This is a genomic window from Polyangiaceae bacterium (assembly GCA_020633235.1).
Taxonomy (GTDB): Bacteria; Myxococcota_A; Polyangia; order Polyangiales; family Polyangiaceae; genus JACKEA01.
Genome location: JACKEA010000004.1, coordinates 540,460 through 554,501, shown reverse-complemented (window position 1 = coordinate 554,501; position 14,042 = coordinate 540,460). Strand labels below are relative to the sequence as shown.

Annotated in this window: 10 protein-coding genes; 6 read left to right on the top strand and 4 right to left on the bottom strand. The window is 66.2% G+C overall.

From position 1 onward, the window contains the following. Nucleotides 1–87: 87 nt before the first annotated feature. Nucleotides 88–1,107, top strand: a complete 1,020-nt coding sequence (locus H6717_23890) for a hypothetical protein (GenBank protein MCB9580090.1) — start codon at nucleotides 88–90, stop codon at nucleotides 1,105–1,107. Here H6717_23890 and H6717_23885 read toward each other — a convergent pair. Next, nucleotides 1,104–1,847 (bottom strand): hypothetical protein, encoded by a 744-nt coding sequence (locus H6717_23885; GenBank protein MCB9580089.1) that lies wholly within the window; start codon nucleotides 1,845–1,847, stop codon nucleotides 1,104–1,106. The two genes, H6717_23890 and H6717_23885, sit on opposite strands and share 4 nt — an antisense overlap. A gap of 260 nt (nucleotides 1,848–2,107) precedes the next feature. Then, entirely contained in the window at nucleotides 2,108–2,353 is a 246-nt protein-coding gene (locus H6717_23880) for a hypothetical protein (protein ID MCB9580088.1), read from the bottom strand. Here H6717_23880 and H6717_23875 point away from each other — a divergent pair. The 3 genes from H6717_23875 to H6717_23865 are packed head-to-tail and all read left to right on the top strand — an operon-like array spanning nucleotide 2,353 to nucleotide 3,455. After that, nucleotides 2,353–2,793 carry a hypothetical protein gene (locus tag H6717_23875; GenBank protein ID MCB9580087.1) on the top strand — a complete coding sequence of 147 codons (441 nt, stop codon included), beginning with the start codon at nucleotides 2,353–2,355 and terminating at the stop codon, nucleotides 2,791–2,793. The two genes, H6717_23880 and H6717_23875, sit on opposite strands and share 1 nt — an antisense overlap. A gap of 51 nt (nucleotides 2,794–2,844) precedes the next feature. Next, nucleotides 2,845–3,045, top strand: a complete 201-nt coding sequence (locus H6717_23870) for a type II toxin-antitoxin system VapB family antitoxin (protein ID MCB9580086.1) — start codon at nucleotides 2,845–2,847, stop codon at nucleotides 3,043–3,045. Continuing rightward, complete coding sequence (locus H6717_23865; protein MCB9580085.1) at nucleotides 3,042–3,455, top strand: PIN domain-containing protein; 414 nt, start codon at nucleotides 3,042–3,044, stop codon at nucleotides 3,453–3,455. The genes H6717_23870 and H6717_23865 overlap by 4 nt, the downstream gene beginning before the upstream one ends. An 18-nt stretch (nucleotides 3,456–3,473) precedes the next feature. On the opposite strand, the gene H6717_23860 is transcribed toward H6717_23865, so the two are convergent. Together H6717_23860 and H6717_23855 are read right to left on the bottom strand one after the other, a co-directional pair. Beyond that, nucleotides 3,474–7,526, bottom strand: coding sequence for an ATP-dependent helicase (locus tag H6717_23860; GenBank protein ID MCB9580084.1), 4,053 nt, complete (start codon nucleotides 7,524–7,526; stop codon nucleotides 3,474–3,476). Nucleotides 7,527–7,812: 286 nt separating this feature from the next. After that, entirely contained in the window at nucleotides 7,813–11,313 is a 3,501-nt protein-coding gene (locus H6717_23855; GenBank protein ID MCB9580083.1) for an FG-GAP repeat protein, read from the bottom strand. 374 nt (nucleotides 11,314–11,687) lie between these two features. Here H6717_23855 and H6717_23850 point away from each other — a divergent pair, with 374 nt between their 5' ends. Then, nucleotides 11,688–12,632 carry a hypothetical protein gene (locus tag H6717_23850; GenBank protein MCB9580082.1) on the top strand — a complete coding sequence of 315 codons (945 nt, stop codon included), beginning with the start codon at nucleotides 11,688–11,690 and terminating at the stop codon, nucleotides 12,630–12,632. A 357-nt stretch (nucleotides 12,633–12,989) separates the two neighbouring features. Beyond that, nucleotides 12,990–13,976 (top strand): hypothetical protein, encoded by a 987-nt coding sequence (locus H6717_23845; protein ID MCB9580081.1) that lies wholly within the window; start codon nucleotides 12,990–12,992, stop codon nucleotides 13,974–13,976. Nucleotides 13,977–14,042: the final 66 nt, after the last annotated feature.

Genomic DNA, 14,042 nt, shown 5'->3' with positions numbered 1-14,042 from the left:
GTTGGTTGGTCCGCCGCGGAACCACGCGTGGTGCGACGGATCTTGGCGCCTGCGCAGAACCCCAAATACGTTGTAGACTCGGCCTTGATGGCAAGGTTCATGAGTGGTGTGGTGGGGATCGTCTCGTGCTTTGCGCTGTCGGGTTGCGCGCACCCAACGCAGTCGTCGGTCGTCGATGCCAACGGCTTCAGCCAAACGTCCTATGGGGTCATGGCGTTGGCCACGGGGGGCCAGTTCGTCGGCGCGGATTGGCGCGTCGACGACTGGGTTGCCAAGGGAGGCAACTGGGAGCCAAAGGGGGGTGCAGAGTACGAGACGGTGCGCGACCTCGACTTGAACGGCGATGGGCAAATCGGCTCTGACGAGCACCTCCGTGAGCGCGTCTCGGATCTGAAGCTCTCGAACCTGAGGGACGGGTCCGTCATCTGGCTCAAGGTGCACCCCATGCTCCCGAGCGCTGCGCGGATGGATCTCTCCTCGCTGCTCGACAAGTTCGGGGAAGGCTTGGCTGGCGCAAAACCTCTGGCTCAAGCGTCTCTGTTCACGTCGGCTCCCCCTGCCGGGCGCGTCTACACGGCGTTCTTGGTGGAGCGAAAGCTCGCGGCAGTGGCCGGGTTTCCCGCAATCTCCGGCGACTACGAGATGGCCGACACTGCGCGGTTGGCGGCGGATCCGAAGCAGCGTTTGATTCGATCGCGCGTCGTGCTGGCGAAGATCGGACATCTCCAGCGCTACAAGTCCCACAACCCGCCGACTTTCCCTTGGCCGGCCACGGCGGTTCCGGGACAGAGTCTCAGCTACCTGGTGCACCGCACGGCTCTCGTGGTCATCGGCTACGCAGCGCGCGCAGAGAAGTTCGACGAACATCGGGACGAGTTTCAAGCGTTCGTCGACAAGGTTCGGTTTGCGCCGTTCGTCTACATTCCCGAGGATCCCGAGTCCGTGGCCGAGAGCGTAGAGCCCATTCCCGCGCCGACGCCGGCGCCGCCACCGCAGCCGCCCGTGACCCCGCCTGAGCCGAGCAGCTCCCCGGAGACTCTTGATGGCGGCGCGCCCCCCACCGACCCAGCTCCAGATGCCGGTGTGGCGGCGCCATCGGACGGCTAGAACGCCGCGCCCAGAGCGATTTCCAAGGCCGGTACGAAGCCGGCAAAGTCCGCTTCGTAGCCTTCGGATTCGGCTGTCGCGGCGGCGTAGTAGGCGCCGCCGCCCAGGCGTAGCGCGAAGCCCCAATTGAACTGATAGCCGAACAAGCAGCCCACTGCGACCAGCGATGCGTCGGCGTCCTTGGTCACCGTTTCACCCGCGGAATCAGTGGTCGTGATCTCCGTGGACACGCTCCAGTAGCGCAGACTCGGCATCATGAAAAATCCATGAAATGTGCGGCGTGGAGCAGGAAAGTACTGCACACCGACGCCGCCGCCACCGCCTGAAAAGTCACCCAGGAACACGGTTCCGGTACCGATCAGAGCGACCTTGTTGGAAACGGCGACGCCAACGTCGAACGTGAGCGTGTGGAGCAGTATCCCAGCGGGGTTCACCAACACTGCGACGCTGCTCGTGCGCTCGCCGCCCGCGCTAGCCGTACTTCCAACTTCGTAGGGTGGCGCCAGAGCCGCATTCGCCGTCGACGGCCCCCACGCCGCGGAGGTGTCGAAGGGCACGGGTTGCTCTTCCGCGGGGACAGGTGGTGGTGCCGCCGTGGGCTGTTCTTCCACGGGTTCTGGTGTCTCCGGGGCTTGGTCTGGCGGCGCTTCCGCCGGCGGCGCTTCTCTTGGCGCAGCGGTCGGCGGCGCTGGATCGGTCTCCGCCGGTGGCATCTGCCCGGCGCTTGCCAAGCTGATCAACCATGTTGCAACCCCAACCCCAACCCCGGCATGGCGCATGATCGCCCTCTACCCGAACAACGTGACGCTTGTCGACGACAAATCGCGGCGCGCGGCCCTCGCTCGCCCCATAGGGCGGTCCGCGGCCTGCTCGACAAGAACTGACGCTGGGTCCGATTCTTGTCGCTGCGCCGCGGAACCTCGCGGGCGCTCAGCGCATCCCTGGGCACGCCCACCCCATCTCGCGTGGTCGAACGTCCCGAACGGCGCTAAGCTGCTCATCACTCGGGGAGGTGATGGATGCGAAACAGCGTAGCGACCCACGCCATGGTGATTGCGAGTGCCACATTTTCCTTGGCTCTCGGTTGCGGTGGCATCACCAGCAGTGACGGGAACGGAGGCGGTGGCACCGCCGGCAGCAGTGGCACCGCCGGCAGCAGTGGCACCGCCGGCAGCAGTGGCACTGCCGGCAGCAGCGGCACCGCCGATGCCTCGACCTCGGGCTGCGCCGCTGCTTGCGCCCACATTGCTTCCGAACGAAAAGGACGAGGCCACGTGCACCTCGGACTGCGAGAGCGATTTCGCGGGTCTCACGTCATGTCAATCCGAGTTCGCCGCCCTGAAGCAGTGTGACAACTCCGGGACGGTTACCTGCGATCCGAGCGGCCACGCAGAGGTCGCCCTCTACGACTGCAGCTCGACGCTCCTGGCCTGGGGCGTGTGCTCTGCTTGCGAGCACTTCTCCGTCGATACCCCGTGCGACAGCTGCGAAAAGACGAACTGCTGCAGCGAGCTCAAAGCAATGGCATCGGACCCGGATGGTGGCCAAGCCCTCGCGTACTGCATCAAGGCCTGCACGGACCAAGACTGCGTGCAAGGCTGCTATGGCAACTACCCCAAAGGGTACGCAACGGCGGAGCCGTATCTGAGCTGCCGCTCTTCGTCGTGCGCGACCCAATGCCAGTAGCTCTGGCTGGCCGCACTTGCGTCACACATGCTCATGTGTAGACTTCTACACATGGCCACGAACCTGGCAATTGACGAAGGGCTCTTGGAAGAGGCTCTTCGCGTCGGCGGTCACGCGACCAAGAAGGCAACCGTCACGGAGGCACTCCGCGAGTACATTCAACGACGTCAGCAAGGGCGGATCGTCGAGCTGTTCGGCAAGGTGGATGTCGATGCCGGCTACGACTACAAGAAACAACGCCGGCGCAAGTGAACGTCCTGGTCGACACATCTGTTTGGTCGCTGGCGCTCCGGCGCAACAAGCCGCGCGGGACCGCGGAAGAACGTGAGTTAACCGAGCTCATCCGTGAAGGCCGGGTCGCAATCATCGGCCCGATCCGCCAGGAGCTGCTGTCAGGGGTAAAGACGCTCGCGCAGTTTCGCACTCTACGGGATCGCTTGCGCGCCTTTCCGGACATCGAGCTTGGCAGCGAGGACTTCGAAGAAGCGGCGAGCTACTTCAACATGTGTCGAGCACGCGGGGTTCAAGGCTCGAACACGGACTTTCTCATCTGCGCCACCGCAGTGCGCCGTGGGCTCACCGTGTTCAGCACGGATGCCGACTTCGCCCACTACGCTCGCGTACTTCGGGTCAAGCTCCACGAGGTGCGCAAAGGCGGGTGATCAGCTTGGCCCACGCCGTCACCCGTGGTCGAGCAGCGCGATCAGGCTCTCGGTGTCGAGCTCCGCGACTCGGTCGCTGCCATCGAGGAGGGCGGCCGCGAGCTCGCGCTTGCGAGCGTGCAGCTCGGTGACGCTCTCCTCGATGCTGTCGCGCACCAGCAGGCGGTACACCGTGACGGGGCGCTCTTGGCCGATGCGGTGGGCCCGATCCGTGGCCTGCGCTTCCACGGCCGGGTTCCACCACGGGTCGAGGTGGATCACGTAGTCCGCAGCCGTCAGGTTCAGGCCGAAGCCGCCGGCCTTGAGGCTGATCAGGAACAGCGGGCGATCCCCGGCTTGAAATGCGTCGACGCGTCGCTGGCGCTCGGCCTTCGGCACCGAGCCATCCAGGTACTCGTAGCCGATCTGACGTTCGTCCAGCTCCTCGCGGACCAGCGACAAGAAGTCGACGTACTGGCTGAAGACCAGCGCGCGATGGCGGTTTTCCGCGAGCTCCTCGGCCAGGTCCAAGAACGCCGTGACCTTGGCCGACTCCGGTTCCGCGTCAGGAAAGATCAGGCGTTGGTGACAGCAGAAGCGACGCAGACGCGTGATCTCGGCGAGCACCTCGAGCTTGTTCTCGCGCCGCCCGGGGCCGAACAGTTTTTCGTGGATTTGCTTGCGGAGCAGCGCGTAGCGGAGCTTCTCGTCGTCGGAGAAGCGCACCTCGTGGACGATCTCCGTGAGCGCCGGCAGCTCGGCCGCCACCGCGGTTTTCTCACGGCGAAGCACGTAGGGCTCGAGCCGCCTGCGAAGCTCCTCGCGCACGGTCTCGTCGCGATCTTGCTCGATGGGCCGCAAGAACTCGCGGCGGAAGCTCTTCCAGTCGCCCAAGAGCCCCGGATTCAGGAAGCGGAACAAGCTCCAGATGTCGCCAAGGTGATTTTCGAGCGGTGTGCCCGTAGCGACGATGCGTACCCGAGCGTTCAGACCGTAGGCGGCCTTGGCGCGCAGCGACGACGCATTCTTGATGAACTGTGCTTCGTCGAGCACCACGGCGTCCCACTCCGGCTGGGCGAGCTCGTGCGCGTCTTGTTGCAAGAGCGCGTAGCTCGTGATCACCACACCCGGGCCCGCGCCCAGAAAGTCGTCGAGCTCTGCAGACCGGCGCTTGCCGAGGTACTCGAGCACGCGCAGATCCGGCGCAAAGCGCGCGATCTCCCGCGCCCAATTGAGGCACACCGAGGTCGGCGCCACCACCAGCGCCCGGCCGGGGCGCGCGAGCAGGAGCGCGATGATCTGCAGCGTCTTGCCGAGGCCCATGTCGTCTGCCAGGCACGCTCCGAGGCCGAGCTCCGCCAAACGGCTCAGCCACTCGTAACCGGTGCGCTGATAGTCCCGCAGCTCTGCGTTCAGGTTCGCCGGGACGGGAAACTGCGCGTGCTGCAGCCTGCGCACGCGCTCGAGCCACGCCGTCGTCTCCCCGTCCACGTCGAAACCGCTCTCGGGCGCTGCGAGCTGAGACAGCGTGCTGAGCGCACCCCGATGCACCGAGAGGCCCGTACCGCGCGGTCGCGCCGCACCGCGGAGCGCCGCGAGGATACGACGCACCCGGCCTTCCACTTCGACGTACTCGCCCGCCTCGAGGCGAACGAAGCGCCCCAGCCCGATCGGCGCCGCGCGCGCGAGCTGCTCCAGACTGACCGCGTCGACGTCACTCAGCTTCACCTCGCCGCGCGCCAGGTACCACCCCTTGATGCAGCGCAGCTGCCCCTGCAGCTGATGCGAGCTAGCCGTGCCACGCAGCCGCACCAGGGGCGCCTCGGGCCACTCGACGCGGTGGACAAGCTCCGTCTTGCCCAGATCGCTGAACAGCGCGAGCAGCTCTTCTTCTCCGAGCATCCAGCTGTCGGGCGGGTCGAGCTCGCTCGGGGAGTCGTCGCTCACGGCGGGCAAGCTCGCGCAAGCGGCGATCAGCTCGTCGACGCTCTGGCGCTCTCGCCGCAGATCGCGCTGACAGCGCGCGCGCCGCCCGCGCTCTGCGCGCTGGATGCGCCGGCGTCCCTGCCCCGCCACGAAGAAGCGGCCCTCCGTACCGAAGGGACGAACCCCGAACTGCACCAAGAAGGCGCCGGCGTGCGGCGCGACGCGCGCGATGGGCGTGGAATCAGCCTCTACGTCGCGCTCGATGCCGAGCTCCGGGCTCACCACGTCCACGGCCAGGGACAGCTTGCCCAGCACTTCGAGCAACTCCGCCTCGTGGCTCTTCGGAATTGCGACGCCGTTGGGAAGCGCTTCCAGCACGCGCGCCAGCTCGTCCGAGACGCGGTACACGCGCAGTCGGTCTTCCGCCTCGACGCTGACGTTCACCCCGGCCCGCGCGCCCGCCGGCTCGACCACCACGCGGATCTGGCCGGCCGCTTCGCGAGCTTCCACGCGCGCCCGGCCGCGAAGCACCGTGACGGAGAGCAGCTGCCGCACCCCGTTGTACACCCGCGGGTGTCCGATCAGGGCCTCCACCGCCTCGGGCGTGGGCTCACGTTCGCCGCTGAGCGTCTCGGTGCTGCAGTCGAGCACGCGCACGTCTTCGATCGGCAGCTGATCGCGTACGGCGTACAGCGATCCCCAGCTCAGCCGTCGCCCCTGGGTCCACGCCCCTTGATCGGAGCGGTACTCCTGAAGCGCAGGGCGTGAAAGCTCACCGTCGGTCATGTCCACGAACCACGCCACGCGGAAGTGACGCTCGGCATCGTGCTCGAGCTGACGCGAGAGCTGCCCGAGGCGTAGGAGCGCCTTCTCCCATTCGGGCTTCGCTTCGAGGCCGGACCACAGCGTCTGCGCGGGCAGCTCCACGTTCACATCTTGGAGCGCGCGAGTGGCCGTGCGGCCATCGAAACGCTGCGCCAGCGCCGCGCCTTGCTGAGCGACGAAGAGATAGCCCGCGGCATGCCATTCCGCTGCGGCGCGACCGAGCTGCTCCGCCCAGACAGCACGCGTCACCTCGTCGTGAACGTGGAGCTCGACGGCAACGCCGGAAAGCAACAGCTCCCAAGCGCTGCCAGATCTCCCGATCTGGTGGGGATCGAGACGACGCGCGTGGCTCTGCGGATCGGTCAAATGGGCGACCAAGGCCTTGAAGCCCCGCGCGGCGGCCTTCTGATCGGAACGCCGCCCCTTGCCCATCAAGCGACGCGCGCGCGACAGGGCCGCGGGCGTACCGTCGGCCGCAATCAAGAGCGCCAGGATGGGCGCCAGGGCCCCGAGCTCGAGCTCGATCCGGGTCGAGGCCTGCGCCAACAGAGCCTGGGCACGACCGCGCTCGCCCTCGAGAAACGCCAAGCAGATCTCGCACGCACTGCGCAGCCCCGGGGAGAGCTGCAAGAGCTCGCTCCGAAGCGCGGCGGACTTCGCGCGCAGCACGCGGTGCTCCGCACTGACTCGCAGCCGCGTCTGCTTGCTCGGGCTGTCGTCCAGCTGGCGCACCCGCGCCGCGAACCACTCGTCCAAGCCGTCGACATCGGCGAAAGCCCACAGCGCGTCGGTGAGCACGATCTCGGCCATGTCGACCGCGTCTTCGCCGAAGGTTGCCTCGAGCCACGCGCCATCGAAGGGCTGACACAGGGTTTGCCGGAGCCACTCGGCGTCCGTCCGCAAGTGGCCGCGCAAGCGCACCGGCTGCGCGCTCCGCAGCTTGCGAAAGGTCGTCAGAGCTCCACGCTGCAAGGCGAGCTCCAGCGGCGCCTGAGAGCGCGACTCCAACAGCTGATGGCAGTCGCGAACCAGGTCTTCCAGCTCTGCATGCGCCGAAAGGTCGCGCAGCACGAGCTGGCGCCACGCAGGCGTCGCACGCAGACCCGGCTCGTTGCCCCACGCCGTCGCCGGCACCCGCGAGACGAGGCCTCGCGTCAGCAACACCTTGGACTGACGCTCGACCGCAGGCGCATCCGCCGCGAAGGCCAACAGCGCGCGTTCTTCGAGCGTGCCCTCCAAGCACACGGCCCCGAGCAACCGAAACGCCGGCGCGCCGAGCTCGCGACGCAGCGTAGCTACGCTGGGGCTCGCGCTCGGACGTTTCGCACGCGCTTCGGTCATGGCAGGCGACTGACGCAAGCACGAGGGCGCCCCGGCGTCGATCGCACGCCGTTCTGTCAGCAAAGCTCCCGCGAAACCACGCCGTCCATCACCACAGCCACCGCTCGTCCCCCGCTCGGATCGCTTTCATGTTGGTCCGCCGCGGAACCACACGTCGCGCCCTGCGCCCCCTGATCCATGAGCGGTTGCGCTTCCATCCTGTGCCAACCAGATGTCTACGGTTCAACGACAGTGGGCGTGAACCAGCGCTGTTCCGCGACGGTCTCGGCGATCTCCCGCTACCCGATCAGAACATGCACGAGGGGTCTCCGTCCTTCACGAAGCCGTGCGGAGGAACGCCACATCCCGCGGTCTTGTTGTGCGGCACGGTGATCGTTGCTGTCTGCTGTGTGGTGTTCCCCGAAGCATCCGTCGCCTCGAGCGTCACCGTGTACCGCCGGTCACCAGGCCCGTTTCGCTCCGAGCGCAGGCACATGCCATTTAGCCCGAGAGTGAAAGATGCTTTCCCGCCCGGCTCGCTGCTGACCACGCTGAAGATCTTGACCTGAGGACTCGGATCGCAGTTGTCGCTGACGCCAAATTGGATGTCGCTGCCAAGTTCGTACGAAACGAGCTTGTGGTTGGGCGGCCAGAGGCATGCCGGGACCACGGCAATGTTGCTCAAGACTGGTGCGACCCGGTCGCGCGCGCACGCCATATCGCTCACGTCGTGCGGCACACCCCCCTGGAGTATGAGCGACCCACTGTAGCGAGGCGGAGGGCTCTTTCGCGGAACGAACGCTGGCCGTGGGCCGGTAAGCACTGCCCCATAGAACGCGTCCTTGCGGGCTCCCTCGAATACGACGCTGTCGCTCACACCAATCGGCGAGGCATCGTCGACGCGCAGCGTGGCGAGCCAACCCGCGTTCTCGAGGGTTGCCGCCGGGTCCGTTTGCTGCACGGTCTGCCAAGACGCTCCAATCACTACCAGTCCGTTGCTGGTACCGCCCACGCTCCAGCCAAAACGGTTACCAGGAGAGAGAGGATTCTGACCCGGCGGAGAAGGCGTACCCGGCACGCCACCTTGACCCTGCCTCCAGAACGCCTGTCCTTGGGCGGTGACGCCCGCTGCACTCCCTCGCAGGATATGAGCGGCACCTTGCGCCGAATTCTCGTTCCAAGCGCCAATCACTAGATCATCGAAACGATCGACATCGGCTCGGGTCACTGCGAGGAATCCGCCGAACGCGTCGCCCTCCTCGCTCACGTCTGCGATCTTCGTTCCGCCGGCAGCGGCCCCACCTTGGACCAGGTGTTGACTGCCGATACCGGTCAGCCCATCTGCGCCACCGTACAGGATGTGGACTGCACCGTTCGAGATCGACCCGGTGCCTTCGCCGACGCCCACCGCCACGTCCACGCACGGCCGGCCCGCGAAGGAATCGCCATTGAAGTTGCCGGCGGCCAAACTTTGACCAAAGAACTCTGCCGGTTTCGGCTCGGTTTGGATGTCATCCACGCTTTCGTCGACTCGCTGCCGAAGCTCGCCATCCAGTCCTCCAGCGCTACCGAAAAGCACGATGACCGCACCGGCACCGGGCACTCCACCAACGTTCTCATCCGGCGCCCCGAGGACGAGATCCTCGAAACCATCGCAGTTCACGTCACCGGAAGTTGCCGCTGCGACAGGCGTGACCAGCCCCACGTCCGCGAGGCTGAGCTCAGTCTGTGGGCTCGATGCCGTCAAACCGGTGCCAGACTGCCCGCGGAGGATCAGCACGCCGTCCGCCGCCACGACGGCAAGATCATCGACGAAGTCTCCGTCAAAGTCCCCAGCTGCGAGCACGCGACCAAAGAACGCGTCCGTCGTCGCGGTTCCCTTGAGCACCTTGCGGTCGAGCTCTTCCACCGCGAATCCAGCGGCGGCCGTGTCGCTCCGAGAGAAAACTGTGATCAAGCCAGCGTTGGTGTGCCCATCCACCGTGACTCCCGGCGCGCCGACTACGAGGGCCTGACGTTGGGGATCTCCATCAAAGCTGCCCCACGCCAGCGCCTGTCCAAACCCGTCACCCGGCGCGGAGCTGTACGGCAGAGACGGCAGTTTCGTTTGTAGGCTCGAGAGACTCAGCTCCCACGCCTCCAACTCCGTGCCCGGGTTCGAGTGCAGGAACACTCGGCCCTCCACCGAATCGAAACTGTTGCCGGGATCTCCTGCACCGGCCGTGCCGCCGGCACCCGACGCACCGCCTGCACCGGCCGCGCCACCAGCGCCCGTTCCCGAGCTGCCGGCGGCTCCGCCGGCTCCGCCGCTGCCCGCAGCGCCCCCGGCCCCCCCCGGAACGGGTTTGACAATAAAGAAGCCCGGCTCGCCAGCGGCGAACGCTTCCTGGTCGCCCGCTCCCCACCAGTTGAACCCGCGCGGCACGAACTGCGCCGGAACCGTGAGGCCCACGCCTGGCTCGCCAATGAAGACGTCTTCGGTTCCATCGGCACGCACCGCCGCTAGGTCATCCGTACCGTCCTCGTCGTAGCGCCCCACCTCCATGAACGCGTAGGGCCCATTGGGCTGCCACGTCGACGGCGTCGTGAAGGAGAAGGAGCTAGCTCCAGCCCCGTTGAAGTAGAACGGAAGCGCACTCAGCGCGCTTCCAATAGTCGCAACTACGTCGCTATCGCCGTCCGCATCGAAGTCGCCGAGATAGGAGCCGGCGAACGGCGCAAGGCTCGTCGAAATCCCGGTATCCAGCGAGATTTCCGTCGCACCGTTGTTGTAGAACACCACGACCTCGATAGTGTCGAGGCTCGACGCTCGCACCTCGACACCATCGTCGGCGCTGCCATCCAAGTCCAGATCCGCGAAGACCCGCCCCGCCTGCACGCCAAGCGCGGAGCGGAGCCAATTTCGAAAGCCCTGGACGGCGGTGATGTCAGCGTACTTGGGAGTGTCTGCGCCCGCGACTTCTGGCGCCGCGTGGTCGATACCCATCAAGTCGCCCGCAACTCCCGCGGTGTGTTGGATGCACGGACCTCCCGAGTCGCCCCGCACCGTGATGGCCGCGAACCCACCTCCGGGATCATACACGTTTCCAGTGGGTGTCACTCCGCCGCCTCGACTGATGGTGAACATCGTGTCTGTCTCCCAGAGTGGAAGCACGGACGGATCGATGTTGGCTTTGACGATGTCGTGCGGGTACTTGAGAACCGTGAAGTCCGCCTTGTGCAACACACCGGTTGTGAAGGGCGCGACGGGCGCGCTGTCCGACATGCCGTAGCACGTGACCTTCTGGTTGTAGGGTGGGATGCTGTCTTTGCTGATGGGGCGCCTGTAGAACGAGCTGACTCCGTTCACGACCAGGCTGCCGCTCACGGTCAGTACAGCCGCATCCTGGCCTCGATTGTTCCCTTTGGTCGAGGTTTGATAGCCGGAATGAAACCTGGCTCCACACCCTTCCTTCGTGGTCCCCCCGCAGGAGATGACACGAACCTGCTCGCCGCCGGCAACGCTTGGATCGGGCATGGTCACGCGGAGCTTGGTGGGCACATAGCCGCCCTTGGCACACATGCTCTTGGCCAGCAGCCAATCGGCAACATGTCCGGCCGTCAGTATCGTGTCGTTGGTGAGGACGACGCCTGTGCCCACGTAGCAAACGAAATTCGCCTGGTCGAGGTACTCGAGCCACACGACACCCACGGATGCCGCGTCGTCCACGACCGTGCCGGCGATCAGCGGTGAGCCCTTTTTCGCGACGACGTCGTCGCGTTGCCCGCCGCAGCCTGCCGCAGGCAGCGACGCGATTGCCAATCCCAAGGTTGCGAAGGCGATAGCAGCGACACGATTCCCCATGAGAGCATGGTCATCTTTTTTTTTTTCTTGGTGTCAAGCTACGCTTGCGGGCCATGCCCGGGATGAGCGCCAGAACTGACCACTGTCAAATGCGGTCCTTGCTCCCCGCACTGGCCGCAGCCCTGCTGCTGTCCGACTGTTCTCCCCCCCCCCAGTCGCGCGTTGTTACTGCTCCGGCGCCCACGCGACCATCTCCGGCGCCAGCGGCTTCGTCATCGCCGGCGCGCGAGCCGGCTCCCCCCAAAGTCGAGCTGCCCAAGCCGCTGCCCTACCCAACTCTTCGGCCAACGCGCGCGTTTCGTCATATCGCGCTGCCCAAGGGCGTCGCCTTTACTGACATGGCTGGCGCCGGCAACGTCGTCTACTTGCTTGCGGGCAAGACGGTCTATGTCCACGACGGAAAGCGGGTGGTCCACCAAGCGGAGCTCTGTCCGGGGGCGAAGCCAGACGGATACTGGCTCAGGAGCACCCACCACGGGGTAGTCGCGCTCGGCTTCGGCAGAGATGAATCCTACATCGTGGCCCGACTCGAAGCGAACGGCGCGGTGCGCTGCGCCACCTACTCACGCACGCCGGATACCAGCCTGTTGCTCGGGCTGACGCTGCTCGCTAGCCGGTCCGGGTTCACCTTGCCCGCGGACACGCGCCCGCTATTCGGCATCCCTCTTCCGCCAACTGACAACCCGCGCGGGGGAATGCTCTTCGCTCCCCGGAGAGACTCGATGTGGATCATGGTCTTTCCACCGTATGGGGACGGTGTCGACGAGCGTGCATATCACTACTTCCACTTCGACGGAATGCGCTGGGGACCGACGACGTTGCCTTCCAGCATTCAGTCGCTCTCCCCCTTCTGGGACATGTGGGCAGACCCCGAAGGCACCGTCTGGACTGTCATCAATCCTTACATGTTCGGCGTCATTGGCGGTCCGCGCCAAGAGACGCATCGGTCGCTAGCGAAGCTTAGTGGCTCCAAGTGGACGCTCATCGCGGTACCGGAGTACTTCCAGCCAGACCGGTTGACGGGAACCGCCGCGGACGACGTCTGGTTCATCTCGAGTTCGGATGTCTTCCAGTGGGACGGCGCCCGGTGGCGCGTAGAGAGCTTCGTCCCACGCAAACCCACCGACCCCTACGCGAACTTCCACGGCACGCCGTTCATGGACTCCACGGGCTCGCTCTGGCTCTTGGCAGACACCGAAAAGGGCTGGCAGCTCTTCCGGACGGCGTCGAAAGATCCAGCCAAAAGGGGCCCCCCAGCGGCTCCGCCCGAGCACACGCGCTGAGTTGGTCGCTGGCGTCACGAGCGGGTCGGAAGTCAGCCTGACGCGAGTAGCTCCAGCCAGACCGGTTGACGGGAAGCGCCGCTGACGGCGCGCGAACGACGCCGGGGCGCCCCCGTACCGCGAAAGCTCGCCGTCCATCGCGCCCGTCGCCCAGCCCTGATCCGTTTGGTTGTTGGTCCGCCGCGGAACCACACGTTGCGCCCTCCAACCTTCGTCAGTGAAGCGCACCCTGAGCTTCCGCCCGGCGGATTGAAGTGAGATCCTGCGCGCGTAGCCGACGACCCCGAGCCTCCGCTCGCGCCCGCGCTATTCGCAAAATGGCGTTCGCCCAGCCTGGGAGGCTCGAACCCCGAGCTCATGAGCAATCCCGTGTGGGAGTGGCTGGTGAGATCCGAGCTCAGCGCGTACCAAGCCAACGAGCGCTTCGCTGGGCCGTCGGCGTTCGCGGCGGGGCCGGGCTGGTGTTTCTCGCGCTTCGGGCAGAGCACGACGGAGCTCGAGGACGGCCGCGTCGTGCTCGTCGCGGGGGAGCACGAAGACCACTACGACCCCGATTTCTTCATCTACAACGACGTCGTGGTGCGGCATCCCGATGGGCGCATCGACATCTACGGCTACCCGCGGGAGGTATTCCCCCCGACAGACTTCCACTCGGCCACGCGGGTCGGTGGGCGCTTGGTGATCATCGGTTGTCTCGGCTACCCGGCGGACCGCAGGCCCGAGACCACGCCCGTGTTCGTGCTCGATCTCGAAACGTTCTCGATGGCGTCGGTGCAATGCCATGGCACCGCACCGGGTTGGATCCACAGCCACCAAGCCCGTCTGAGCGAGGACGGCGCCTCGATCGTGGTCGAGCGTGGCAAGCTCGCTCGCGGTCACGGTGCTTCCCTCGTGGAGAACATCGACGACTGGCGCCTCGAGCTGGCGACTTGGGAATGGGTGCGGCTCACCGAGCGTGATTGGCCGCGCTGGGAGGTTCGGCGCAGCGATGGCAGGCCCAATCAGCTCTGGGAGCTCGAACAGGCCCTCTGGGCTCGAAAATACCCGGACGACGAAGTGTTCCAACGCGCCGAGAAGGGCGAGTCGGTCGGCGATTTGGACGTCTACGAACGACGCTACGCTCCGCCGCTGACGCACGAGGCGCTGCCCGAGGTCGAGGAAGAGTTCGGCGTCCATCGCATCCAAGTTCAAGGCGTGGTGGTCCGCTACGTGGAGGACAGTTACTCGGTCCAGATGACGGTGGAAGGCAGCTTGCCGCGCGACGCGCTGGACGCGCTGGCGCAGGATCTGTTCGAGAAGCTGTCGGCGCTCGAAGGCACGGCCTGCGAGCTGATTGTCCTGTAGAGCCCGCGGGCACGGCGTCGGGGCTCACCTCCAGCCCACCTGGGCCCTCTGCGTGCAGGGTGCTAC

Bases quoted from the DNA above. Each gene is read 5' to 3' on its own strand.
- H6717_23890 (MCB9580090.1), top strand. From the start codon at position 88: ATGGCAAGGTTCATGAGTGGTGTGGTGGGGATCGTCTCGTGCTTTGCG.
- H6717_23880 (MCB9580088.1), bottom strand. From the start codon at position 2,353: ATGTGGGCGCAAGCAGCGGCGCAGCCCGAGGTCGAGGCATCGGCGGTG.
- H6717_23870 (MCB9580086.1), top strand. From the start codon at position 2,845: ATGGCCACGAACCTGGCAATTGACGAAGGGCTCTTGGAAGAGGCTCTT.
- H6717_23860 (MCB9580084.1), bottom strand. From the start codon at position 7,526: ATGACCGAAGCGCGTGCGAAACGTCCGAGCGCGAGCCCCAGCGTAGCT.
- H6717_23850 (MCB9580082.1), top strand. From the start codon at position 11,688: ATGGCTGGCGCCGGCAACGTCGTCTACTTGCTTGCGGGCAAGACGGTC.
- H6717_23845 (MCB9580081.1), top strand. From the start codon at position 12,990: ATGAGCAATCCCGTGTGGGAGTGGCTGGTGAGATCCGAGCTCAGCGCG.